This is a genomic window from Clostridium sp. YIM B02569 (genome assembly GCF_022320765.1).
GTDB classification, from domain to species: domain Bacteria; phylum Bacillota; class Clostridia; order Clostridiales; family Clostridiaceae; genus Clostridium; species Clostridium beijerinckii.
In genome coordinates this window covers 1-25,158 of record NZ_JAKJJX010000011.1, presented here as the reverse complement: position 1 = coordinate 25,158, position 25,158 = coordinate 1, and the positions used below count along the sequence as shown (strand labels likewise).

Here is a 25,158-nt window from a genome sequence, read left to right as displayed (position 1 = left end):
AATAACATAAGAATAAAATAATATAATTGTATAAATCAATATTTTTGATTTTCATAATAAAAAGCTCTCTTTTGAGGGCTTTTTTATTATGAAAAAATTATGGGGAAATTATAATATTTATTGTTATTTTTTTATTTAAATGATAAAATTACTTTAATATTAAGAAAATAACAATTGCTATGAGATGAATGAAAGTCACATAATGTAATTTGGTGTAATAAATAAAAGAGTGTGATTAACTGTTTTTAGTAAATATTATAGTAGTTTGCAGTTAACATTACAAAAGACCGGTTCAAACTTGATAGTTTCAATTGGTCTATTATTATATTTTAATAGATTAAATATTAAACAGCTAAAGATTAAACGATTAAATTAGTTTTTAATGCTTAAAGGGGGACTAAATATGATTAATAATTTAAAAGTTAAACAGAAAATTTTCTTATTTTCGGGGATAATGATTTTACTGATTATTTTTATGGGGGGAATTGGATATTATTATAATTTACAATCAAATTATAATGTAACATCTATGTATAAAGATAGATTGCTTCCTGTACAGTGGTTAAATGATAATAGAAACCAATCAAGGGCAATAGAGGCAGATACATATAATATTATTTTGAATGTAAAAGATACTGAAGAACAAAATAAGAAATTAAATGATATTAAAGATAGAGTAAAGGCATATGATAATAACTGGCAGGCTTATAAAGGGAATGAGGTTGATCAATTCGAATTAGAAATTATACCTTTAGTTGAGAATGATCTTAAAGAATATAGAGCAGCAAGAGATGAAATTATAAAGTTAGCCATGGATGGGAAGCAAGAAGAGGCTTTAGAAAAATATAAATCAATAACAGGGAAAGTAGATGAATTTCAAAAAAACTTAAAGACTTTGGCGATATATAATGCTGATAAAGCACAAGAAATAAATGTTCAAAATAACAATAGTTTTAGTTATTCTAGAAAGATTTTTATAATACTAGGTTTTTTGTCAGTAGTGATAGCAGCTACTTTATCAGTTATTATATCTAAAACAATTGCTAACCCATTGAAATTATCAGTAGAGTGCATTAGAGTTTTAGCTAAGAGAGATTTTACAGTATCAGTTCCTGAACTGCTTTTAAAACGAAAAGATGAAATTGGAGATCTAGCTAATTCAATATTTTTAATGAAAAATGATATTAGTATTTTAGTAAAGGAGATAATGGAAAGATCACAGGATATGAATGCTTCTAGCCAGGAACTTTCTGCTACTGTAGAGGAATTAACAACGACTATAGAGAGTATAGACGCATCAATTAGAAATATATCAAATGATATACAAGAAACAAGTGCATCATCGGAAGAAATAAGCGCATCCATTCAGGAAGTGGATTCTAATATTAATTTACTATCAGGTAAAGCAATGGAAGGAAGCAATAATGCAAGTAAATCCAAAGAAAGAGCTACAGAAGTACAAGGTAAAGGTAAAGTGTCATTAGAGGAAGCGGGAAGATTATATGAAGAAAAGAGAGAAAAAGGGTTTAAAGCAATTGAATCTGGGAAAGTTGTAGAAGATATAAAAGCGATGGCAGATACTATAGCTGATATATCAGAGCAAACAAACTTACTTGCTCTTAATGCCGCAATTGAAGCAGCAAGAGCAGGAGATCATGGAAAAGGTTTTGCGGTAGTAGCAGAAGAAGTTAGGAAGTTAGCGGAAGAGGCATCTCAGGCTGTTACTATTATAAAAGATACAATAGTAAAAGTACAAGCTGCGTTTAGAAATCTTTCTGATAATAACGTAGAAGTATTAGATTTTATAAAAGAAGATGTAAATTCTAAATTTGAGGATATGAAGAATATGGGGAATCAATATTATGATGATGCAGAATTTGTAGCAAATATGTCAGAGGAAATAGCTTCTATGTCAGAGGAACTTACAGCAACAATTCATGAAATAACTAATGCAGTACAAAATACAGCTGAAATTGCACAGAAATCATCTGAAAACGCTGAAACAATAAAAGATAGTGTAAGCGAAACAACAATTGACATAGAGCAGCTAGCGAAAGCTGCGGAGCAGCAGGCTCTGCTAGCAGAAAAGTTAAATGAAGTGGTGAACAAATTTAAGATATAAGTAATTATATATAAGTAGATCTCTTTAAAATTATAGTATTTAAAGAAAAAAAGATAGCATTTTCAAGATGAGGTGCTATCTTTTTTTGTGAATTATTTTTCATTTAATGAGAAATCTTCCTCGCATAAATATATTGGTATAAGTTCATAGGTAAATCTCTAATAATAATATTTATTTAAAATGTATATAATTTGTGATTGGAATGTAACAAAACTGTGACAATTATTTTCTAGAATGTAAATATAGATTTAAAAGAGTTTATAACTCAACATTTAATTTATAAAAGATATTTGAGGTGATAAATATGAATGATAAAACAGTTTATTCTGTTATAGTACCTTTATATAATGAGGAACTTGTTGTAAATCAAAGTTATAAAAGACTTAAAGAAGTTATGGATTCTACAAATGAAAGTTACGAAATTGTATTTGTGAATGATGGAAGTAAAGATAGAACAAGAGAAATAACAGAAGAAATATGTAGCAGAGATGAGAATATAAAACTCATTAATTTTTCAAGAAATTTTGGTCACCAAGCGGCTATAACTGCAGGTATGGATTTAGCATTAGGAGATGCAATTATTGTAATAGATGCTGATCTCCAAGATCCACCAGAAGTAATGCTTAAAATGATTGAAAAATGGAAAGAAGGTTATGAAGTTGTCTATGGAAAGAGAGTAAAGAGAGAAGGTGAAACCTTTTTTAAAAAATTTACGGCAAGAGTTTATTATAGATTATTAAGAAGTATGACAACAGTTGACGTTCCAGTAGATGCAGGAGATTTCAGGCTTATAGATAGGAAGGTGTGTAATACACTAATAGCTTTACCTGAAAGGAACAGATATGTAAGAGGGCTTGTAAGTTGGGTTGGCTATAAGCAAACTTATGTTGAGTTTATAAGACAGGAAAGATTTGCAGGAGAAACTAAATATCCTTTAAAAAAGATGCTTAAGTTGGCATGTGATGGTATAACAGCACTATCATATAAACCACTTATTATTGCGGGCCATTTTGGGATTCTAGCTTTGCTGGTTGGAATGATTTTAATGTTTGTTGATATTATGAAAGCTATAATTAATAAAAGCAGCTTGTTGAATTTTACTATGATGATAGGAATTAACATGATGATGTTTGGAGTAGTTTTAGGTTGTATTGGGATAATGGGTCAGTATATTGGAAGAATATTCGATGAAAGCAAAGGTAGACCAATTTATATAATTTCTAGTACAACAAATTATAATAGATCAAGTAAAAAATATAATATTATTGATCTAGATAAAAAGACTTTATAGAGGGGGAACGAATTTGAAGAAACTAAAATTAACTAAAGAGAATATAAGTATATCTTTAATTTTAATATTATCTGCGGTATTGAATTTTGCTAATATAGGAATTGAAGGATATGGTAATAGCTACTATGCTGCTGGAGTAAAGAGCATGACTATGAATCTTAAAAATTTCCTTTTTGTATCCTTTGATCCAGGGAGTTTTGTTACAATTGATAAACCGCCAATGGGATTTTGGATACAGGCTCTATTTGCTAAGATACTTGGATTTAGCGGATGGAGTATATTGTTACCGCAAGCACTATCAGGGGTAATTTCAGTTTATCTTATATATTATCTTGTTAAAAAATCTTTTGGAAGTTTAGCTGGAAACATTTCAGCTTTATGCCTAGCTGTAACACCAGTTTTTGTAGCTGCAAGTAGAAATAATACTATAGATAATTTACTTGTTGTAACGTTATTATTCGCTTGCTTAGCTCTCACTAAGGCAACTGAGAAAGGAAAAGCTAGATATCTTTACATAAGTTTACTCCTTGTAGGTATTGGGTTTAATATAAAAATGCTAGAAGCATACATGATTGGACCTGCAATATATATAACATATCTTCTTTCTACAACTGTATCATTTAAGAAGAGAATAGGTCATCTTATTGTTTCTACAATTATATTATTTGTAGTATCTTTCTCTTGGGCTATAATTGTTGACTTAGTACCAGCAAAAGACAGACCATATATAGGCAGTAGTACAGACAATAGTGTTATGGAACTTATAATTGGACATAATGGTTTAGAACGACTTGGCCTAAGTGGTAAAGATAAAGGCTTTGGGGGAAATAACAGGCAAGATGATGGAAAAAGACAATCAGAGAATAACGCTGATGTAAGTAGTGACAATAATAAGAATCAACAAATGTCACAAGATAATTTTAACGGAGACAACCAAGGAGGAGTTTCAGGTGGAGCACCAAATGGAAATAATGAGGCAATGGTACCAGCTGAGATAACAAACAACCAAGGTGGTAACAACATGCAGCCGCCTAATGGTGGAATGCAACAAGGAATGCAGGGAGGACAAGGAGGAATTCAAGGTTCTTTTGGAGGACAAACAAAAGCGGGATTAACAAGATTATTTTCTAAAAATAGTTTGTCAGATCAAATAGTTTGGTTCTTACCACTTGCATTATTCGGATTTATAGCAGGTGCGTTGAGGGAAAAATTGAAATTTAAATTAGATAATAAAAGAAAATCATCATTGGTATTATGGATTACATGGTTAGTTCCTGAATTTATTTACTTTAGTTATACAACTGGATTATTCCATCCATATTATTTAACAATGATGGCGCCGCCAGCAGCAGCATTATCAGGAATTGGAATTACTACAATGTGGGAATTTTATAAGGAAGGTAAATGGAAAGCGTGGCTTTTACCAATAGCCTTTGCTATAGAGGGCATAACACATATGATTATGTTGTCATATTTCTCAAGCAATTTATCATCAGTTGTAAGAAATATAATTCTAGTATCATTAATAGCATGTTTTGCAACTTCAGCAATATTGGCTTTATTAAATATATTAACCTATATTAAAAGAAAAAATACTATTGATTTTTATACTGACAATATGAAATTAAAGAGAATATTGTCAGTAATTGCTACTATATCAATTTTAGTGACACCATTTATTGGAGCAAGTGCAGCAATTACTCATAGTGTGAATAGTTCAATTCCTACTGGAGGATTAGAACTGCTTTCCAATAGTGATAAAGGTGGCTTTGGAGGTGGAAGAAATAACAGTAATGAAAACTCAAAGCTAGTTAATTTCTTGGAAAGTAACAAAACAAATGAGAAATATTTACTTGTTGTATCTTCATCTCAAAGTGCAGATAACATGATAATTCAAACAGGTATGCCAATAATGGCTCTTGGAGGTTTTTCAGGTTCTGATAATATACTTACTTTAGATCAATTTAAGCAAATGGTTAAAAATGGTGAGGTTAGATATGTACTTACAGGAGGTATGGGAGGAAGAGACGGCAGCAATGAAATCATGAGCTGGGTCACTGAGAATGGTACTAAGGTTTCTGAAAGTGAATATAAAGATACATCATCTAATAACGCAGAAAACAATAAATTGGCAGATAATTATAATGATTCAAAGAGTGTTTCAGGTAATAATGAACAAAATATAAATTCTGATACACAAAATGCATATGAACATAATAATAAGGACTCAAATTTAAGAAGACAAGGTTCAGGAGGTTTTGGGGAAAACAATTCTGAAGTGCTGTATGATTTAAAAGATGCAGCAGCAACTTTAAATTAAAGCTATATCTATAAATATAAACTACTTCACTAATAGGGGGGATACATTAATTCATGTTTTACAAAAGTATGCCCCTTATTTCTGATATATATATAATATTATATATCAGTAAGTTTAGTTGAAAATGTATTACAAGTATGACTAAACTCATAATTTTTTCATGATTTAGTATTTTAATGTTATTGAAAGGAAAGTAAGAAAATGAAGAAAACTAATTTTAAGAAATATATATTTAGAATAAGTTTAGTTCTTGCTTTATTAGTATCAGCAGGTTTAAGTATTTATGCAATGCAGAATTATAAAAGCAATAATGCTATGACACAAAATATGCCTTTTAATGGTGAATTTAATCCTAATCGGAGTGATGGGGAAGATATGACACCACCAAATGGTGGTGGAAGATTAGCTTCTGATGATCATAATGAGCAGCAAGTTCAAAATGAAAATGGACAATCTAAAGGAAATAGAAATAATCAACAAGGAAAAGATGGAAGTCATCAGAATGACACTAATAACAACAGGCCAAAAGGTGAAAATAATATGCCGCAAGGAAAATCTAATAATAAGATGAATATGGGAACTATAGACACAAAATATCTTGAATCTCTTAACATATATAGTGGAATAATTTTAATATTATCATTCGTTGCTTACTATTTATTTGAACTTAAAAAAATTAAAATTAAAATTACAGATGAAAAACTACTTATAGTTACATTATTAGCTGTGGGTTTTTTCTTAAGAATTGCAGTTTCAAATCTTACAAATAGCCATAATGATATTAATTTATTTAAAAATTGGGCAGAAACTGCGGCAAACGGTTTTTCGCAGTTTTATGCTAATGCTGGACAAGCCGATTATCCACCTGTATATATATACATATTAGGGTGCATAGGAAAAATTGCAAATATACAAATATTTAATTCTTATTATATATTACTACTTAAAATTCCATCTATAATAGCAGATGTTGCGACAGCTTATTTTATATATAGAATTGGGAAAAGGTTTTTAAATACAGTAACTAGTACTTTTTTAGCTACATTTTACATCTTTAATCCAGCAATTTTTATAGATTCTACATTTTGGGGACAAGTTGATTCTTTATTTACATTACTTATTGTTATTTCAATATATCTGTTATATGAAAAAAAATATGTATTTTCATCAGTAATGTTTGCATTATCTGTACTTATGAAACCACAGGGAATTATATTTCTTCCAGTACTTTTCTTTGAATTAGTTAGACAAAGAAAAATTAGAAATTTTATATATGCTGCAGTTTCAGCGGTAGCAACTGTAATTGTAATTATAATTCCTTTTTCGGTAAACGAACAAAGTCCAACTTGGATTTTTAATCTCTATTTAAAGACAATATCAGAATATCCATATGCTTCTGTAAATGCGTTCAATTTTTTTGGTTTAGTAGGAGCAAATTATAAAAATGATAATGCTACATTTTTTATATCTAGCTATCATACAATTGGAATTATGTTTATAATTCTAACAACTTTAATTGGATGGATTTTATATATAAAAGGGAATGACAGAAAGTATATTTCGGCAATATCCTTACTTCAAATTGCAGGAGTATTTACATTTTCGGTTGGAATGCACGAAAGATATTTATTTCCAGCGGTAGCATTATCAATTTTAGCATTTATATATTCAAAAGACAGGAGATTTTTTATAATGGCTATTGGGTTTAGTATTACTAGCTATATTAACATCTCTACGGTTTTCTTCAAAACAAACACATCAGTTTTTGAGGTTTTATTGAAAGTAACTTCATTATTTAATGTAATATTAGTTTTATATTTAGTAAAAGTTATTATAGATAACACTGTTAAAAAATTTTCTTTAAAAATTGATAATAAGGAGAGTGAATTGTTATGAACGTAAGAAAAGCAGTAATACCTGCAGCCGGCCTTGGAACTAGGTTTTTGCCAGCAACTAAAGCTCAACCAAAAGAAATGTTACCTATAGTAGATAAACCTACTATCCAATATATAGTAGAAGAAGCAGTTGAATCTGGCATTGAGGAAATACTTATAATAACAGGGAGAAATAAACGGGCTATAGAAGATCATTTCGATAAATCTGTAGAGCTTGAAGATGAGCTTGAGAATAGTAAAAAAGACGATTTACTTAAGATGGTACAAAGTATATCTAATATGGTAGACATTTACTATACACGTCAAAAAGAACCTAAAGGACTTGGAGATGCAATAAGTCATGCTAAAAACTTTGTTGGAAATGAGCCTTTTGCAGTAATGCTTGGTGATGATATAGTTGATAATGAAGTTCCATGCTTAAAACAATTGATAAATTGCTACGATAAATATAAGACTTCAGTATTAGGCGTTCAAGAAATCTTAGAATGCAATATACCGAAATATGGAATAATAAAAGGGATAGAGATTGATGAAGGACTTTATAAGGTTAGTGATATGGTGGAAAAGCCTAAAATCGAAGAGGCACCATCTAACATAGCTATTTTAGGTAGATATATAATAACGCCAGATATATTTAATATACTTGAAAGTACCAAACCAGGAAAATCAGGAGAAATTCAATTGACAGATGCGCTAAAAGAATTAACAAGACAAGAAGCAGTATATGCTTATTGTTTTGAAGGAAAAAGGTATGATGTTGGTGATAAGTTAGGATATCTTCAAGCTAATATAGAATTTACTTTAAAACGTGATGATTTAAGGGATGATTTTATAACGTACTTGTCAGATTTAAGAGATAGAAGTGCTAATCTAGATTTAATTCATTAAAACATAATACATTGTCTAGGTGATGCAAACTTTATATAATTTTCCCCGTTTGTATAAAAGTATTTTATAAATAAATGAATATATCAATAGTTAGGAAAAACAAATTTATAGTATGAGTATAGTTAATTAATGTTGGGTATATTAGTAACGTAAGATAAAAAGTAATCAAAGTAGGAGAAATATAAGTAGTTCAACTATGACTATTGCGACTAAAAAAATTAGAACATAAGAATCAAAATGTTATAATAACGAATTCAACATCTGAAACAATTGTTGTATATGGACCAAGAAGAGAAACAGATGGAGGAAACTATGATAATTCGTGGTATTTTCTCCACTCAGGAGAAAATATAAGCATGGCAGCATATCAAATCCAACCCAATAAGAGGTTTTAAATCTTTCTTAAAAATAAAAATCCATGGATTACTTCTTAGTAATACGTGGATTTTTTAAATAAAAAATTAGATAATATAAAATTAAAATTGAAAGTCTTGCAAATAAACAAATATTTGTGGATTATCACTATAAATATATAAGGGCAAAGGAGTGAAAAAAATGTCAAAAGCTTTATTTGTAAATATGTTAGGTCACGGACATGTTAATCCAACTATAGGAATAGTTAGGGAGCTCATAAATAGGGGAGAAGATGTTACATATATAGCAGGAGAAGAGTTTAGAGATAAAATAGAAAAAACAGGTGCTAAGTTTATTGGGCATAAAAATTTATTTGATTTATCTAGTTTAATTACCAGTAGTTTAAATTTAGAAACTAATGAAAAACTATTGAATGCCCTTAATACTTTTAAAGAAATAATCGAAGAGATCTTCAAATTAGATGAAAAATTTGATTATATTATTTACGATTCTTCGTTTGTATTAGGTGGAGAAGTGGGAAGAGTATTAAATATACCAACAATTTCTTCTAGTAGCATTTTTGCAATAAATGAAAAAATAATAAAAAGTTTGTTAGATCTACCAATCTCACAAAAATTTAAGTTAAAGATGGAAGGAGCTAAGCCAAAGATTAAAGAAATTCTAAGCAGTCATAATTATGTGGACTTTGTCAATGAATTACAAGAGAAGTATAATATAAAGTTTCCTAGCATGGTAGATAGATCTGGAAAGAAAGGAATGCTTAATATTGTATATACATCTAAGTACTTTCAACCATATAGCGAAAGTTTTGATGAAAGTTATAAATTTATTGGGTCATCAGTAATAGATAGAAAAGAAAGTATCGACTTTGATTTATCAAATGATGAGGATAAGAAGGTAATTTATATATCTCTAGGAACTATATTCAATAATTCTATTGAATTCTATGAGTGTTGCTTTAAAGCTTTTTGCAATATGAATGTAAAAGTTATTATGTCTGTAGGCAGAAAAATTGATATAAGCATATTTAAAAATATCCCATCAAACTTTATAGTTCGTAACTATGTACCACAATTAGAAGTATTAAAATATGCAGATGTATTTATCACTCATGGTGGTATGAATAGTACAAATGAAGGTTTATACTTTAACATACCGTTAATTTTAATACCTCAATCGGTTGATCAACCTTTTGTGGCTAATAGGGTGGCTGAACTTGGCGCAGGAATTGTGATAGAAAAAAATAGAATTACGCCGGAAGCACTAAATAAATGTGTAGCTGAGATACTATCAGACGATAACTTTAAGATTAACAGTGAGAAGATAGGTGAATCTTTAAGGGAAGCAGGAGGATATAAAGTTGGAGTTGATGAAATAATAAAACTAAAAAATTCTATGAAATAGGATTTAGCTATTGATAAATCAAAGTTAATTAGTTTAGATTTATTGTATATAAACATAAGATGATAGAATATCGCAAATTCATTTGAATTATGCGATATTTATTTTAAAAATTTATAATTTATATGGAAGAAATTCGCATTAAATGAAATATAATATTATAATTTATGATAGTATATTTATTATAATATTTCAAAAATGAATAAAGCTTATATATGATTTAAGTAGTAGGTTTATATTAATTGAATGGGAGATGTAATATGGAATTAAGAGATATATACAATAGTAAAGGCTATAAAACCGGATTAAAAAAAGAACGGTCCGAAAAGCTAGAAGATGGTGAATATTATTTGGCAACTGAAGTCTGGATAATTAATAGCAGCAGCAAAATATTAATTCAACAAAGATCAAGTAATAAGGATGTACTCCCTAATACGTGGGGGCTAACTACAGGATGTATGGTTAGTGGAGAGGGCACAGCGGAAGGAGCTTTGAGAGAAGTTAAGGAAGAGATAGGATTATCTATCGAAAAAGATGAGTTGAATTTTATTCGTAGAATATTTCGTGAAAATTCTATTTGGGATATATATTTTGTATATAAAGATGTTGAATTATCTAAATTAATCCTTCAAAAGGAAGAAGTTAGTAACGTGAAATTCGTATCTATTGAAGAATTTAATAATATGCTTTTATCTGGGGAGCTATTTGAATATCCAGAAATTTATGATATGTTATCCCTAATTAATGATAAAGTTAGTGAATATTAGAGGCAATTAGTTATATCAAATAAGACAAGAAAATTTATAATACATATCTTAATATTTGTTTATTTTAAGATAACAGAATGATCTGTGACATGTTTGTAACAAAAATTAGCTATAATAAAAATAATTGATATTTTTGTGGAGGTATATAATGAAGGGGAAAAGGATACTAGTTGTTGATGACGAACCATTAATAAGAAAGCTCGTAACAGATTTTCTGAAAAAACAAGGGTATGTAACAATTGAGGCTGATGATGGAAAGAAAGCTATGAATTTGTTTTCGAGTGAGGAAAATATAGATTTAATAATTCTTGATGTAATGCTGCCAGAATATGATGGATTTACTGTATGCAGAGAGATAAGAAAGAAATCTAAAGTTCCCATTATTATGCTAACTGCAAGAGGAGAGGAATTTGATGAAGTTTTTGGATTAGATATTGGAGCTGATGAATATATATCAAAACCGTTTAGTCCTAATATACTAATAGCGAGGGTTAATGCTGTTCTGAGAAGGGCAAATTCAGAAGATAAAGGTAAAGAACTCAAAGATTTTAATGGATTGACAATAGACCATAGTGCCCATCAAGTAGTTATAGATGGAGAAGTTGTTGATTTAAGTCCTAAGGAATATGAACTATTGATTTATCTTTCTGAAAATTATGGGAAAGCATTAAGTAGAGAGCAAATATTAGATAAGGTATGGGGATATGATTATTATGGAGACTTAAGGACAGTGGATACACATATAAATAGATTAAGAATAAAGTTAGATAGAAAAAGTGATTATATACAAACAGTACGCGGTTACGGTTATAGGTTTGAGGAATAAGTATGAATAAGTCATTAAGATCAAAACTTTTTTTATCGATAACTTTATTGTTAGTTTTTTTTATCTCTGCTTTATGGATATTAAATAACTTATATCTTCAGCAATACTACATTAAGAATAAAGAAAATATGCTTGAAAATAATGCAAAGCATTTAGTTGATATGTATACTGGAGATCCAAATGATATTCAGGATGAACTGGATAGAACCGCTAATATAGTAGGTGGCAGCATAGATATTAGAGATAAAGATGGTAAGCTAATATATAAATCTTCAAGACGGCTGCCAAATGAAAAAAATATAGTTGATAATATGGGAAATAAATTTAGACCTAATGTGGAGCCACCACCAGATTCTGATGTTCAAAACGATAAGATTAACAATACATATAGTGAGGGAAAGTATACATTTGAAAATAGAAGGGATGTTCAACTTAAAATAGACTTTCTAACGCTTGTAACCAAAATAAGTAATGGGGACATCCTTGCTATAAGAGTTCCATTAGTCTCAATAAGTGAAAGTGTTGATATTGCAAATAGATTTATATTAATTATTGGAGGAGTAATTATACTTTTAGGGAGCTTATGGGCATTTTGGTTTTCAAAAAGATTTACAAAACCAATACTAGAATTAAATAGCATAGCGCAGAATATGGCTAAATTCGATTTTGGGAAAAAATGTAGTATGAATGGAAAAGATGAAATTGGCCAACTTGGACAAAGCGTTAATTATTTATCTGGAGAGCTAAGCCGGGCAATTACGGAATTGAATATAAAAAATAAGAGATTAGAAGAAGATATAGAGAAGGAAAGAAAAATAGATGAAATGAGAAAAGAATTTATCTCAAGTGTTTCTCATGAGTTAAGAACTCCGCTATCAGTAATACAAGGCTATGCGGAAGGTCTTGTAAGCAATGTTACAGAAAGTGATGAAGATAGGAAATTTTACTGTGATGTTATTATGAATGAAACTGATAAAATGAACAAATTAGTAAGAGATTTATTAAACTTATCACAAATTGAATCTGGTTATTTTCATATAGAAAAAACAGAATTTAATTTAGTATCATTAATAGAATATGTACTTAATAGATATAAGTCAACTTTCGAAGAAAAAAACATAGAAATCAAATTTGAACCCGGAGAAAGCGTGATTGTATACGGAGATATGACTCGTATAGAGCAAATACTTACAAACTACATTAATAATGCAATTAATCATGTAGACAATAATAAGATCATTAGGATAACTAAGATTAATGTCAAAGATAAAATAAGAATAAATGTATTTAATACAGGAAAGCATATACCAGATGAATATTTGGATAAGATATGGAGTAGCTTTTATAAAGTAGATAAAGCTAGGACAAGAGCTTATGGGGGTTATGGCTTGGGCTTGTCTATAGTAAAGGCAATAGCAGATCTTCATCGTAATGCTTATGGAGTGGAAAACGCTGAAGGTGGAGTTAACTTTTGGTTTGAAATTGATAAGATGGATTTAAGTTCAGCAGCAAATTAAAAATAAAAATACAAAGGGAGTTGTCGATATATCAGATTAAAATCTGTTAGCGGCAGCTCCCTAATTTATATAAGTTTTCAATAAGATAATTTATTCATTATAAAATTAGTTAGTTTATATAGATTAATAGCCTAAGATAAGTTTCAATGAACTAAATTTTTTAGAAAATACATATTATAAACTATTTTTAATTTTTATTTTGTTCGAAATACCAATGCTTGTACCAGTTAAAACACCACATAACATAGAGTAAACAATTGTAGGGATTTCAATCACATAAATACCAATAGCGGCAATAAATAATAAAGAAATCGCTAAAAAGAGTATACAAATAGATTGTTTCCATTTTTGTTGAACTTTAATTTTTGAATTTATTATATCTGTAAATTTGTATTTTTCATCGAACTTTAAATAGATAGCTTGACTCAGTATTAGTAAGAATACCATAGGCAATAATTTATAAAGTAAATCTATCATATTATTTTATCATCCTCCACGAAAATAATTTAGTTATTTAGGTATTTAAGCTCTAATAATAGATATTTTTATACCTAATTATAATATGAGAGAAATAAATAGACAAATAGTTCTTTATTACATTAGAGTAATTATATTCTTTTATAAGTGTATTCTACTAGAGAATAGTTATTATCCTTAATATTTACCTATACGCTGAGAGACAATAATGATAAAGAAATAAGTAAAAATTCAGCTTGAATGTTTGTAAAATAAGGAAAAATGTTTTAGAAAAACAAATTTAATGAATCAAAAGTTATGATATAATTATTGTAAAATTATTACAATAATTATATCATGCAAAACTAAAGGACAACTTAATTTCTATAAATTATTTAAGATTAAGAAGTGTTTGGTTCCATATTCTTAGATTATTGGAATGATTTAAAATATGCATAGCTAAAAGGAAAACAATAATGAATAAAAGGAGGAATACAATGGGGAAGGTGTTGGGAAATAGATATAATAATAAATTAACAAGATTTATTCTAAGTTGCATTGCAATAACAGCAGTATTTTTTACAAATTTTATAGTTGCTAAAGCTACGCAAGAAAATAGTCTTTATGAAATAAGTTCAAATAACATGGATAAGATGAAGGAACAACATAAATTTATTATTGATGCACCTATAAAATTTTATAATGACATAGAAAGAGTGGAGCAGGTATCGGACTTTAGATTTAAAGTTCCAGATTTTTTTCCAGAGGGCTACAAAGCTCAAGAGCTTCAATTGAAAAGGATTTCTGATAAAGATAACGTTTTAGAAATAGTTTACGGAAATAAAGATGGAATATATTCGTTACAAATATCGGAACAAGATCCTTCAGAATCATTAAAAGTGATAGAAAATGGGAAATCTAAGGCATTAGAAAATTCTCAGGTGGAAATCTCCAAGCAACCAATGAAAATAGGCGATATAAATGGATTAAGTGTTATTTTAACAACTACATTTCCGGTAAAAAAAGCTATGGAAAAACAATTAAGTGAAATAAAAGCTGTTAATAATTATTTTTCATGGAAAGATGATGGATTATGGTATAGTGTGGAATATAAATCGGAGTCTAAAAGCGAAAAGAGTAGTAATAACTCATTAGAACTTTCAAGTGATGATATAAAAAATATAGTAAAATCGTTAAAGTATCCTGAAGATACAAAAGATTCAAATTATTGCATAAAGAATTTTAATGATGGAAATATAGAAATGAACATTTATGATAAAGAAGATATAGAAGAAGCAAAAAATGCTCTCGGATTTGATCCTAAATTTCCAATTAGAATTAGTGATGATATAAGTATAACTAACTCTACTGCTAGATTAGTTGGAGATTTTAATAATAATAAAGAAAAAACATGCTATGAAATAAATAATTTTTATTCAAACCAAAATGGTTCGATAACATTTAGCCAGTCCGCGAATTCATCAGTTTATGATGAAATAATGAAAAATAAGTATATTAAAATTAATGAAGAAAGAAATGTAGAGAAGAAAGTTAAAGAATTGAGAATTGAAAATAATCAAGTATTTAAAAGTTCACAAGAAGGTATCGTGCCTCAGGTTAATTATGTCTGGAAAGAAAATAACATCTACTATAATGTGATATTTTTTATAAATATTGAAAATTGTGATGAAATAGTTAAAGAATTTATGAATTCAAAGCCTCTAGAATAAAGTTATTTAAATAGAATATTGATAAATATATTATGGTAAGAACACTTTTATAAAAATAGTAGGGACTATAACAGACAGACCCTACTATTTATTTTTAAATTCATAGGTCAATTAGCGTTAATTATAGGGGATTCATCCCAAATTTCATTTGTAAAGTTAGTGCCAATTTTAAAGTAGATTGTAGGATAGTCTCCATAGTATATATAACCATTCCTCAATATCGTAAAAGGAATATTTTTACTACCATTTTTTAGATCCAAAAATATCTTTTTACATTTATCATTATTTTTATAGTCATCTAAAGGATTCTCTATATTGTCCGGTAGATATGGGGTTGAATTGTCTAGTTCACGAACAAAAGAATTAAGAAAATTGGCATCACTAGTTGAATAGAAGTTTTCTTTTTCATTATTCGACTCACTAAATGTTTGAGTTTGAATTCTGGCATTTGCGATATTTCCCGGGAGATTAAGCTTTCCAAAAAAGTCATTGCCAGTAGTTATTGTAATTCCATTAAGGCACTCATAAATTTCCGGATGACTTGTCCCATCAGCTAAAGTTATATTAGTCATTATTCTAAAATCCTCATCATATCCGTTTACTGCATATACATCAGTAGGGCCTATGTTAGAAACTATATTTTTAGAATAGGTGTTCACAGGATTAATCTCATTTAATGCACCTAGTGTAGTACCGATTTTTCTTCCTAAAATATTTTTTGAGCTTTTTGAATCTATCGATATAGGGGATTTGAGATATACATTTCCATTGTAAATAATTAACGGAACCATTTTTGCTAATTTAGTTTTTTCTTGAATATTTGGTATCTGGAATTTTGGAATGTATACTGCATTCGAACTAAAACTTCTCAAGGTTGAATTAATGGACAAAGCCCCATTCTTGTTAGAATCATCATTAGTAGTGGTCGAAGTTGTTGCATATTGTGATGAATTTATATCGTTTGAAGGTGTTAAATTATTATCATCAGAATTTTGTGAAACTGATGCTATATTTTTATTAGTGTTAGTATTTCCTGAAGGTGTCTCTTTAGAATATTTAACTTTATTATTACTACTATTATTATTATTGTTATTGTTATACTTATTGTTAGTACTTGGCGAATTATCATGAGAATTTGAACTATTTTTTATACCAGCAGAGTTTTGAGCTTTTACATTTGATTTACTATTATCAATAGCATGGTCATCATTTTTGTTAGAAACAGGAGAAGAAATTGAATTATCATTAGTGAATTTATCTACTTCATCTTTTGAGACATACGTCGTATTTCCTGCATCTATATTTTCTGGTTTATATGTATTGTTTATAATTAGCTTAAAACTAGCAGTGCCTAAAAATATTAATAATACAGCAGCAACTTTTAATCCAAATGGATAATAATTTACAGTTGCTTTTTTCCCTAATTGTGAAGTATTATTTAGCAATTCCATTTTTAGATTGTCTTTAAATTCTTCACTTGCTTTTATTTTGGAAAAAGAGCTCTTAATTTTATTCATATTCAAAATCCTCCTTTAGTATAGATTTTAGCAATTTTCGTCCTCTGCTAAGTTGTGAACCTACAGTAGATTCCTTTATGTTTAAAATATTAGAAATTTCAGAAATACTATAATTCTCATAATAATATAAAAAAACTATACTTCTATATTTTAATGGCAGACTAAGTACTGCTTGGATTACATCAGTATCCTCCTGAGTTGTATCAACAAAATCATCTTCTAATGATGTAGTATTTTTAAAATAAGAAGACTTTAACTTATCTTTACTTAAATTTATAGCAACTCTAATTAACCAGGATTTCTCATGTGTTTTGTTCTTAAAATCAGGTCGTTTTTCAAGTAGTTTTATAAAAACCTCTTGGGTTATGTCTTCGGCATCACTTAAATTTTTCATATATGAATACGAAATTCGAATCAGCATATCGGAATACGTTTCTATTAAGTAATGAATGTAACTTTTGTTATTATCCAACTCATCCATTTTATTTTTACCCCCTCCAATACTTAATACGATTTATATCAACAAAATTTTGCACACAATAATAATTTTCTTAGTTTATGATAAATTTCAATTTATTAGAATATTTATATACGAGTGATAATCGTATATAGAATACTTTAAAAGATATTAGGAGTTTAATCAATTAAAAGTCGAAAAATAATATTTTCATAAATGTCTGTCATTAAACTAAAAAACATATAATATAAAAACACTTTTTCTGAAATATAGTCTAGCAACTGATAAGGAGAAATCAAGGTAAAAGAAAACTATCTCTTTTTAGTAATAGAAATGAAAAAGCTGTGCAAACTTATATATGAATAATATAGTAAGGGAGATAGATATATGAACAAAGTATTATATATTAAAGCAAATGCAAAACCAGAAGGAAAATCAAGAACTTTTAAAATTTCAGATGTACTTATAGATGAATATAAAAAAAATAATCCTGATGATGAAATTATTACATTAGATTTGTATAAAGAAGATATAGATTTCTTAAGAAGTAAGGATTTAGATACAGTATTTGGACCTAAAAATGAGGAAAGTAAAAATCATCCAACACTTAAGTATGCATATCAATTTGCAGAAGCTGATAAATATGTAATAGCAGCACCAATGTGGAATTTAAGTGTTCCAGCGATATTAAAGGCATATGTTGATTATATAAGTGTAGTAGGAATTGCGTTTAAATACACACAAGAAGGAGCTGTAGGACTTTTAGAAAATAAAAAGGCTGTATATATTGCGGCAAGAGGTGGCTCATATGCTGAAACACCATATGAGCTTGATGGTATCTATTTAAGAAGTATACTAGGCTTTTTTGGAATAAAAGACATTACAACTATTTCAGCTGAGAAATTAGATGTACAAGGAGAAAATGTTGATAAAATACTAGAAGAAGCTATAGATAAAGTAAAGGAAACTGCCAAGAATTTATAAATTTAATAATATTATTTATTAATCATTATTAGCTATTAAATTAACTAGTTAATAATGATTAATTTTATTTATCCGGTTATTTTTATATGTAAATGTCAGAAAATTTTCATAAATTATAAACAAATCTTTTTATGTAGTAATCATGAATCTTAATGCATTTTTTATATTGTAAAATAATTTGGTAACTATTAAACTAAATTATATATGTTACAATAATAAATCTATATTTAAAGATTTAATAAGCAGCAAATTATTCTATTAAGATTAAATGCAGAGAGAAATATGTTATACGACGGAGGAATTTTGCATGAATGATAAAAGCATAGAAATTATGAAAAAAATAATTGAGGAAAAGAAACAAAAAAATAATAACAGTAAAAATAATCAAAGGGCAAAAAAAGTTATAGGAAAACATTCTAAAGGTGTAAAAGTGGGTAACGGTGGAGGTTTATTTGATAAGTAATAAGGCCATAGAATAATAAATTCATTACGAATAAAACTTTCAAAAGTAACTTGAACAGCACAAAGTAAGTATTTAATACTAAATTTATATTAACTAGAAGAAGTATATTATAAATGAAAGGCGGAGAAACTTAATGATGATAATAATTTCCCCAGCTAAAACTTTAGATTTTTCTAAGTTTAATGAGACATTACCAATGACTAAGCCATATTTCTTAAATGAGGCTAGAGAATTAGTTGAGGAGTTGAAAAAATATGATAATTTCTCTTTGGAAAAGCTTATGAAAATAAGTTCTAAGCTAGCTAAATTAAATACCCAAAGATTTCAAAATTGGTCAGAGTCTTTAGAATCTGCAAGACAGTGTCTAGTTGCATTTAAAGGTGAGGTTTTTAAGGGAATTGATGTAGGGAGTTATACGATGGAAGATTATTTTTATGCCAATGATAATCTAAGAATCTTATCAGGACTTTATGGAGTTTTAAAGCCTTTTGATGGAATAAATCTTTATAGGTTAGAAATGGCAACAAGGCTAGGTATTGGTGGGTTTAAAAATTTATATGATTATTGGGGGAATAAATTAATAGATAATATTCTGAAAGATATAGAAAGACGTGAAAATAAGGCCATTGTTAATTTAGCTTCTTATGAATATTTTAAAGCAATAGAAGATATTAAAACAATAGGCGACATAAGGGTTATAACACCAATATTTAAGGAATATAGAGATGGAGAATATAAAATAATAACTATAATGGCGAAAAGAGCAAGAGGGCTGATGACCTCTTTTATTATAAGAAATAAGATAGAAGATTTAGAAGAATTAAAAGAATTCAATCACGATGGTTATGAATTTAATGAAGAGTTATCTAATGAAGCAGACTTGGTATTTACTAGAGATATACATAATAGGAACTAGATAATTTTGGATTTACTTGCTTTTAGACAAGCTGATTTAATGTATTTTACATAAAGGAGGTGAAATTAGATGATTGATATACTTTTATTAGGTTGCGGAGGTGGAATGCCTATGCCCAATAGATTTCTATCAGCTACACTAATAAATTATAGAGGAAGGAAAATTCTGGTTGACTGTGGTGAAGGAACTCAAGTATCAATGAGAATATCAAATACAGGATTTAAGTCTATAGATGTTATTTGCATTACTCATATCCACGGCGATCATATTGTAGGACTTCCAGGACTTCTTGGAACGATAGGTAATAGTGGAAGAACTGAACCCATAACAATTATAGGACCAGAAGGAATAAGAGAAACAGTAGAAAAATTAAGAGTAATAGCAAATTGGTTGCCTTATGAAATTAATATAATAGATAATCCTAAAGAAACATTTAAATTATTTGATGGTAGTATAAATTTAGATGTAGATATATCAGTTCTAGAGTTAGATCATTCTTCACCATGTATAGGTTATTGTTTTTATTTTAAACGGCAGCCAAAATTTGATGTAGAGAAAGCTGAAAAAAATAAAGTTCCTAAAATTCTGTGGAATAGGTTGCAAAGAAATGAAGAAAATATTGTGCTAGATGGTGCTTTATATACTAATGATATGGTAACGGGAGAAGAGAGGAAAGGAATAAAAGTCAGTATAATTACAGATACAAGACCAATTAAAAATATAATAGAATTTATTAATGATAGTGATTATTTCATTTGTGAGGGTACTTATGGAGATGATAAAGATTTACCTAAAGCTATTAAAAATAAACATATGACTTTTAGAGAAGCAGCTGATTTAGCACTAAAAGGCAATGTTAAAAAACTTTTATTAACTCATTTTGGAACGGCCATGAACGAGCCGGAAGAATACTTAAATAATGCAAATGAAGTTTTCGATAAAACTATAATTGGCTTTGATAGGTATAAAACAACTTTAAATTTTAATGAAGATTAATCCAGGAGAAACATAAAACCGATTATGAATATTAGTTTTATGTTTTTTTACTTTTAGTATTTGAGTACATTAATCTAAATGTGTATATGGTTTTTAAGTTATACTTGATAGTAAGAAGATTAACATGAATTTGAGTTAGTTGTGAATTTGAAAAATGAAATTATATAATTTTTACATATATAAATAGCCAATGTAATAAAAAAAGAGTATAATATGGTAGAAATTATATAATAATTGGAGACGAAAGAAAAAGGAGAAATCAAGAAATGTTTTTAAAAAAAATATGTTATGTTTTTTATATGCTGTGGGTAAGGATAAAAGGAGTTAAGCATACATTTATTTTGAGAACTCAGGGTGATGAATCTGCTGAGGAGTATGTAAGAAAAACTGCATATCTTTGGAGTAAATTCACTTTAAAAATAATAGGAATAGAATTAGATGTGACGGGCACGGAAAATATACCTGAAGAGCAATGCGTGTTTGTAGGTAATCATTCAAGTATATTAGATATAATAATATTGCTTTATACTGTGAATAAGAAGATGGGATTTATTGCTAAAAGGGAATTGCTAAAAACTCCAATACTAGGTTACTGGTTGAAAAAGAGTAAATGTGTACCTTTAGACAGAAGTAATACAAGAGCTGCCATTGCATCAATAAATGAAGCAATTGAAAATATTAAGAATGGAAGTTCAATGGTTATATTTCCAGAGGGAACTAGAAATAAAGAAGGAAAAGTAGGGCAATTCAAAAAAGGAAGTTTGAAATTAGCAACTAAATCTCAAGCTATGATAGTGCCAGTAAGTATAGATAGGGCTTCTAGAGCATTTGAAGATACTAGAAAATTTAAACCTACAAAAATAAAAGTGGTATTTGGGAAAACTATTGATACTAAAAATTTATCTAAAGAAGAAGAGTATAATTTAGCAGAGAATATAAGAAATACAATTATAGATAACTTAAAATAAAGAATAGTTAATAATTTTTAGAACTAAATTATTTGTATTAATACTAATGCACAATTTTCAGTAAATAATTTTACGGGAAGAAGAAATTTATTTTATATAATAATTATTATGATAATTATAGATATAATTTAAATTATGTTTTTTCTTTGAGATTACTTAGTTGAATATTGTGCATTTGTTTTATATTACTTCCAAATAATTTATGTGATATACTCTAAGTAAATACTAGTAGAAGATTAAGGTAAATAATTATTTTATAAATAAACTATAAGGATGATTTGATGAAAAAGACAATAGGGATTTTAGCACATGTTGATGCAGGGAAGACTACATTTTCAGAACAAGTACTTTATCATACTAAAAGTATAACAAATAGAGGACGAGTAGATCATAAAGACTCATTTTTAGATAGTCATAATATAGAAAAAGAAAGAGGAATAACTGTATTTTCTGATCAAGGGACTTTTGAACTGAATGGTTCTACGTATTACTTAATTGACACTCCAGGACATATTGATTTTAGCACAGAGATGGAAAGGTCTATAGAAATTATGGATTATGCGATAATCATTATAAGCGGAGTTGAAGGAGTACAGGGTCATACAAAGACAGTGTGGAATTTATTAAAAAAATATAAGATTCCGACTATATTTTTCATTAATAAATTAGACAGAACTGGAGCAGATAAAGATAGAGCTATAAGAGAAATAAAAAGAGATTTATCGAGTGATGCGTGTTATATAGATAATAATTTTATTTATGACAGCAAAAAAGAAATAGATGATATAAACAAATTTGATGAGTTCAATTTAAATGAGTATTTAATAGAATTTATAAGTGAGCATAATGATGGACTTTTAGAAAAATATATTGAAGGAAACTATGATTATGATCTTTGGATAAAAACGTTTATATCACTCATAAAAGAAAACAAATTATTTCCATGTTTTGGGGGATCTGCACTTCAAGATGATGGAATAATAGAATTTCTAAATATTATTGATAAATTAACATATACAGAGTATAAAAGTAATGAAAAATTTTCTGGGCGTGTATATAAAATTCGTCATGATGAAAATGGAAATCGTGTAACTTTTATTAAAGCTTTAAAAGGAAAGTTAAAGGTTAGAGAGGAAGTAAGCTATGGTGTTCAATTCGTAAAAGAATTAGATCATGTACAAAATAATTCTAACAAAATTACTGAAAAAATAAGCAGTATAAGAATATATAATGGGAAAAAATTTAAAGCAGTAGATGTTGTAGAAGCTGGAGATTTATTTGCTGTGACAGGTATTTCAAAGGCAGTAGCAGGAGATGGTATTGGGGATCTAAAAGAAAAAACACAATACGAAATGACTCCAACCTTAATGTCTAAAGTGATTTTTGATAAAAATTGCAATGCTCGTGAAGTTTTAAGGTATTTCAAGGTGCTAGAATCAGAAGACCCATCACTAAATGTTACATGGAATGAAATTTTTCAAGAAATCGATGTACATGTAATGGGGAAAATTCAGCTAGAGGTATTGAAGGAGTTAGTTAAAGAAAGGTTTAGTTTAATAGTTGATTTCGGTAAGTGTCAAATTATTTATAAGGAGACTATAGCAGAAGCATCTATAGGTCGTGGACACTTTGAACCATTAAGACACTACGCAGAAGTGCATCTTAAACTTGAACCATTGTCAAGGAATAGTGGAATTGTTTTTGAAAATAAATGTCATGACGATGATTTGACTCAAGGAAATCAGAATTTAATTAGAACGCATATTTTTGAGAGAGAGCATCATGGTATATTAACAGGATCGTCTATAACAGATATAAAGTTAACATTATTAACTGGAAGAGCCCATAATAAGCATACTTGTGGGGGAGATTTTAGGGAGGCAACATTTAGGGCATTAAGGCAAGGATTAGAGAAAGCTTATAATATACTATTGGAACCATATTATAAATTTGTAATAGAAGCCTCTAATGAACATGTTGGAAGAATTTTAGCAGATATTCAAAAACTAAGTGGAACTTTTGAACCTATAGAAATGCTAGAAAATAAAGTGATAATAAATGGGAGGGGACCAGTATCAACATTTATGGATTACAGTATGGAAGTTATAGCTTTTACAAGAGGGAAAGGCAGCATAAACTTAATATATGATGGATATGATTTATGCCATAATAGTGAAGAAGTAATAGAAACTAAAGCATACAATAAAAACGCTGATATTGAATATACGTCAACATCAGTATTTTGTTCGCATGGTCAAGGCTATTTGGTCACATGGGATAGAGCTGATGAGGAAATGCATATTGAATTTGATGCATAAATAAGTTACTATAGTAAATTTGCATTTAGGTAATTACTCATTTTAATAATTATAATGCAAATTTAATAATTTGGAGATAAAATGAAATATAAATTGGAGTTTGAAAAGAAGATTATAGAATTTGAGTTAATTCGGAGGAAAAGAAAAACTATATGTATTAAAATTGAAGAAAGTGGAAAAGTTGTTGTTAGTGCTCCTTTAAAAACTAGCAAAGATTATATTATGTTAGTTGTGAGAAAAAGGTCAGATTGGATTTTTGAAAAGCAGAAAGAAATGATTCAAAGAAATTCAAAAAAGACTAAGAGAGATTTTACACCAGAAAGCACATTTATATATTTAGGAAAAGAGTATTCTTTTAAATTAATTTTTGATGAAAAAATAAAGAACATATCTATTCAACTTAGTGGAAATTTTAATAATGTATATAGAAATGGTGAAGAGCTATTAGGAGATATAGATATCAGTAATGAGGAGAAATGTTTTATAATACACACAAATACAATGGAAATAGAAAAATTAAGGGCAGCATTTGAAAAGTGGTATAGAAAAGAAACTTTGGAGATTGTTACACAAAGAATAGGTTATTATTCAAAGAATTTTAGAGACAAGGTTACAGGTATAAGAGTTAAGGAACAAAAAAGAAGATGGGCAAGCTGCACATGGAAAAATGTTATTCTATTTAATTGGAGATGTAGTATGGCAAGACCTGATGTTTTGGATTATATTGTTGTACACGAAATGTGCCATATGGACCACAGGAATCATTCAAAGGATTTCTGGAATAGAGTTCATGAAATAATGCCGGATTATAAAGAAAAACATGAATGGCTTAAATTAAATGGATTAAATATGTATTTATAGGATAAACACTGTAAAATAGAGTCTGTCAAGACTTTCGTGTAAACTTCAAAAAGTAATATGTTTATTTTATAAGGTTGGAGGTAGAATAAA

Annotated in this window: 21 protein-coding genes; 18 read left to right on the top strand and 3 right to left on the bottom strand. The window is 28.3% G+C overall.

Annotated elements, in window-relative coordinates; all coding sequences use genetic code 11:
• Positions 1-403 precede the first annotated feature (403 nt).
• The 10 genes from L3B96_RS11285 to L3B96_RS11240 all read left to right on the top strand — a co-directional run bounded on the left by L3B96_RS11285 (position 404) and on the right by L3B96_RS11240 (position 13,402).
• Positions 404-2,122, top strand: coding sequence for a methyl-accepting chemotaxis protein (locus L3B96_RS11285; protein WP_238860976.1), 1,719 nt, complete (start codon positions 404-406; stop codon positions 2,120-2,122).
• Between the two features lie 304 nt (positions 2,123-2,426).
• Positions 2,427-3,413: a glycosyltransferase family 2 protein gene (locus tag L3B96_RS11280; RefSeq protein ID WP_238860974.1), complete on the top strand. Its 987-nt coding sequence runs from the start codon at positions 2,427-2,429 to the stop codon at positions 3,411-3,413.
• A 13-nt stretch (positions 3,414-3,426) separates the two neighbouring features.
• The gene (locus tag L3B96_RS11275) at positions 3,427-5,733 is read left to right on the top strand and encodes a glycosyltransferase family 39 protein (protein ID WP_238860972.1); all 2,307 of its coding nucleotides are present in this window, start codon (positions 3,427-3,429) and stop codon (positions 5,731-5,733) included.
• Between the two features lie 201 nt (positions 5,734-5,934).
• Positions 5,935-7,629: a glycosyltransferase family 39 protein gene (locus tag L3B96_RS11270; protein WP_238860970.1), complete on the top strand. Its 1,695-nt coding sequence runs from the start codon at positions 5,935-5,937 to the stop codon at positions 7,627-7,629.
• Positions 7,626-8,516, top strand: a complete 891-nt coding sequence (galU, locus tag L3B96_RS11265) for a UTP--glucose-1-phosphate uridylyltransferase GalU (protein ID WP_238860968.1) — start codon at positions 7,626-7,628, stop codon at positions 8,514-8,516. Before L3B96_RS11270 ends, galU begins: the two co-directional genes overlap by 4 nt.
• Before the next feature lie 203 nt (positions 8,517-8,719).
• Positions 8,720-8,911: a hypothetical protein gene (locus L3B96_RS11260; RefSeq protein ID WP_238860966.1), complete on the top strand. Its 192-nt coding sequence runs from the start codon at positions 8,720-8,722 to the stop codon at positions 8,909-8,911.
• 160 nt (positions 8,912-9,071) lie between these two features.
• Positions 9,072-10,295 carry a macrolide family glycosyltransferase gene (locus L3B96_RS11255; RefSeq protein WP_238860964.1) on the top strand — a complete coding sequence of 408 codons (1,224 nt, stop codon included), beginning with the start codon at positions 9,072-9,074 and terminating at the stop codon, positions 10,293-10,295.
• A 257-nt stretch (positions 10,296-10,552) separates the two neighbouring features.
• Complete coding sequence (locus L3B96_RS11250; protein WP_238860962.1) at positions 10,553-11,059, top strand: NUDIX domain-containing protein; 507 nt, start codon at positions 10,553-10,555, stop codon at positions 11,057-11,059.
• Between the two features lie 148 nt (positions 11,060-11,207).
• Positions 11,208-11,885 carry a response regulator transcription factor gene (locus tag L3B96_RS11245; protein WP_017208924.1) on the top strand — a complete coding sequence of 226 codons (678 nt, stop codon included), beginning with the start codon at positions 11,208-11,210 and terminating at the stop codon, positions 11,883-11,885.
• 2 nt (positions 11,886-11,887) lie between these two features.
• Positions 11,888-13,402: a HAMP domain-containing sensor histidine kinase gene (locus tag L3B96_RS11240; RefSeq protein ID WP_238860960.1), complete on the top strand. Its 1,515-nt coding sequence runs from the start codon at positions 11,888-11,890 to the stop codon at positions 13,400-13,402.
• Between the two features lie 174 nt (positions 13,403-13,576).
• Here the strand turns inward: L3B96_RS11240 and L3B96_RS11235 are convergent, their stop codons facing one another.
• Positions 13,577-13,879: a hypothetical protein gene (locus tag L3B96_RS11235; protein WP_017208926.1), complete on the bottom strand. Its 303-nt coding sequence runs from the start codon at positions 13,877-13,879 to the stop codon at positions 13,577-13,579.
• Positions 13,880-14,355: 476 nt separating this feature from the next.
• Here L3B96_RS11235 and L3B96_RS11230 point away from each other — a divergent pair, with 476 nt between their 5' ends.
• Entirely contained in the window at positions 14,356-15,588 is a 1,233-nt protein-coding gene (locus tag L3B96_RS11230; protein ID WP_238860958.1) for a hypothetical protein, read from the top strand.
• 107 nt (positions 15,589-15,695) lie between these two features.
• Here the strand turns inward: L3B96_RS11230 and L3B96_RS11225 are convergent, their stop codons facing one another.
• The gene (locus L3B96_RS11225) at positions 15,696-17,105 is read right to left on the bottom strand and encodes a hypothetical protein (RefSeq protein WP_238860956.1); all 1,410 of its coding nucleotides are present in this window, start codon (positions 17,103-17,105) and stop codon (positions 15,696-15,698) included.
• Positions 17,098-17,586, bottom strand: a complete 489-nt coding sequence (locus tag L3B96_RS11220; RefSeq protein WP_017208929.1) for a sigma-70 family RNA polymerase sigma factor — start codon at positions 17,584-17,586, stop codon at positions 17,098-17,100. Before L3B96_RS11220 ends, L3B96_RS11225 begins: the two co-directional genes overlap by 8 nt.
• A gap of 363 nt (positions 17,587-17,949) precedes the next feature.
• Between L3B96_RS11220 and L3B96_RS11215 the strand changes: the two genes are divergently transcribed.
• The 7 genes from L3B96_RS11215 to L3B96_RS11185 all read left to right on the top strand — a co-directional run bounded on the left by L3B96_RS11215 (position 17,950) and on the right by L3B96_RS11185 (position 25,068).
• Positions 17,950-18,546 carry an NAD(P)H-dependent oxidoreductase gene (locus tag L3B96_RS11215; protein ID WP_238860954.1) on the top strand — a complete coding sequence of 199 codons (597 nt, stop codon included), beginning with the start codon at positions 17,950-17,952 and terminating at the stop codon, positions 18,544-18,546.
• A gap of 307 nt (positions 18,547-18,853) precedes the next feature.
• Positions 18,854-19,009, top strand: a complete 156-nt coding sequence (locus tag L3B96_RS11210) for a hypothetical protein (RefSeq protein WP_011969062.1) — start codon at positions 18,854-18,856, stop codon at positions 19,007-19,009.
• A gap of 133 nt (positions 19,010-19,142) precedes the next feature.
• Complete coding sequence (yaaA, locus tag L3B96_RS11205; RefSeq protein WP_238860952.1) at positions 19,143-19,925, top strand: peroxide stress protein YaaA; 783 nt, start codon at positions 19,143-19,145, stop codon at positions 19,923-19,925.
• A gap of 69 nt (positions 19,926-19,994) precedes the next feature.
• Positions 19,995-20,921, top strand: coding sequence for a ribonuclease Z (locus L3B96_RS11200; RefSeq protein ID WP_238860950.1), 927 nt, complete (start codon positions 19,995-19,997; stop codon positions 20,919-20,921).
• 266 nt (positions 20,922-21,187) lie between these two features.
• On the top strand, positions 21,188-21,889 hold the full coding sequence (locus tag L3B96_RS11195; RefSeq protein WP_011969065.1) for a lysophospholipid acyltransferase family protein: 702 nt from the start codon (positions 21,188-21,190) through the stop codon (positions 21,887-21,889).
• A gap of 281 nt (positions 21,890-22,170) precedes the next feature.
• Positions 22,171-24,207 (top strand): TetM/TetW/TetO/TetS family tetracycline resistance ribosomal protection protein, encoded by a 2,037-nt coding sequence (locus L3B96_RS11190; RefSeq protein WP_238860948.1) that lies wholly within the window; start codon positions 22,171-22,173, stop codon positions 24,205-24,207.
• An 81-nt stretch (positions 24,208-24,288) separates the two neighbouring features.
• Positions 24,289-25,068: a SprT family zinc-dependent metalloprotease gene (locus L3B96_RS11185; protein ID WP_011969067.1), complete on the top strand. Its 780-nt coding sequence runs from the start codon at positions 24,289-24,291 to the stop codon at positions 25,066-25,068.
• Positions 25,069-25,158 lie beyond the last annotated feature (90 nt).

Bases quoted from the DNA above. Each gene is read 5' to 3' on its own strand.
- galU (WP_238860968.1), top strand. From the start codon at position 7,626: ATGAACGTAAGAAAAGCAGTAATACCTGCAGCCGGCCTTGGAACTAGG.
- L3B96_RS11185 (WP_011969067.1), top strand. From the start codon at position 24,289: ATGAAATATAAATTGGAGTTTGAAAAGAAGATTATAGAATTTGAGTTA.
- L3B96_RS11250 (WP_238860962.1), top strand. From the start codon at position 10,553: ATGGAATTAAGAGATATATACAATAGTAAAGGCTATAAAACCGGATTA.
- L3B96_RS11195 (WP_011969065.1), top strand. From the start codon at position 21,188: ATGTTTTTAAAAAAAATATGTTATGTTTTTTATATGCTGTGGGTAAGG.
- L3B96_RS11220 (WP_017208929.1), bottom strand. From the start codon at position 17,586: ATGGATGAGTTGGATAATAACAAAAGTTACATTCATTACTTAATAGAA.
- L3B96_RS11280 (WP_238860974.1), top strand. From the start codon at position 2,427: ATGAATGATAAAACAGTTTATTCTGTTATAGTACCTTTATATAATGAG.
- L3B96_RS11255 (WP_238860964.1), top strand. From the start codon at position 9,072: ATGTCAAAAGCTTTATTTGTAAATATGTTAGGTCACGGACATGTTAAT.
- L3B96_RS11245 (WP_017208924.1), top strand. From the start codon at position 11,208: ATGAAGGGGAAAAGGATACTAGTTGTTGATGACGAACCATTAATAAGA.
- L3B96_RS11240 (WP_238860960.1), top strand. From the start codon at position 11,888: ATGAATAAGTCATTAAGATCAAAACTTTTTTTATCGATAACTTTATTG.
- L3B96_RS11200 (WP_238860950.1), top strand. From the start codon at position 19,995: ATGATTGATATACTTTTATTAGGTTGCGGAGGTGGAATGCCTATGCCC.
- L3B96_RS11215 (WP_238860954.1), top strand. From the start codon at position 17,950: ATGAACAAAGTATTATATATTAAAGCAAATGCAAAACCAGAAGGAAAA.
- L3B96_RS11225 (WP_238860956.1), bottom strand. From the start codon at position 17,105: ATGAATAAAATTAAGAGCTCTTTTTCCAAAATAAAAGCAAGTGAAGAA.
- L3B96_RS11235 (WP_017208926.1), bottom strand. From the start codon at position 13,879: ATGATAGATTTACTTTATAAATTATTGCCTATGGTATTCTTACTAATA.
- yaaA (WP_238860952.1), top strand. From the start codon at position 19,143: ATGATGATAATAATTTCCCCAGCTAAAACTTTAGATTTTTCTAAGTTT.
- L3B96_RS11190 (WP_238860948.1), top strand. From the start codon at position 22,171: ATGAAAAAGACAATAGGGATTTTAGCACATGTTGATGCAGGGAAGACT.
- L3B96_RS11230 (WP_238860958.1), top strand. From the start codon at position 14,356: ATGGGGAAGGTGTTGGGAAATAGATATAATAATAAATTAACAAGATTT.
- L3B96_RS11210 (WP_011969062.1), top strand. From the start codon at position 18,854: ATGAATGATAAAAGCATAGAAATTATGAAAAAAATAATTGAGGAAAAG.
- L3B96_RS11285 (WP_238860976.1), top strand. From the start codon at position 404: ATGATTAATAATTTAAAAGTTAAACAGAAAATTTTCTTATTTTCGGGG.
- L3B96_RS11270 (WP_238860970.1), top strand. From the start codon at position 5,935: ATGAAGAAAACTAATTTTAAGAAATATATATTTAGAATAAGTTTAGTT.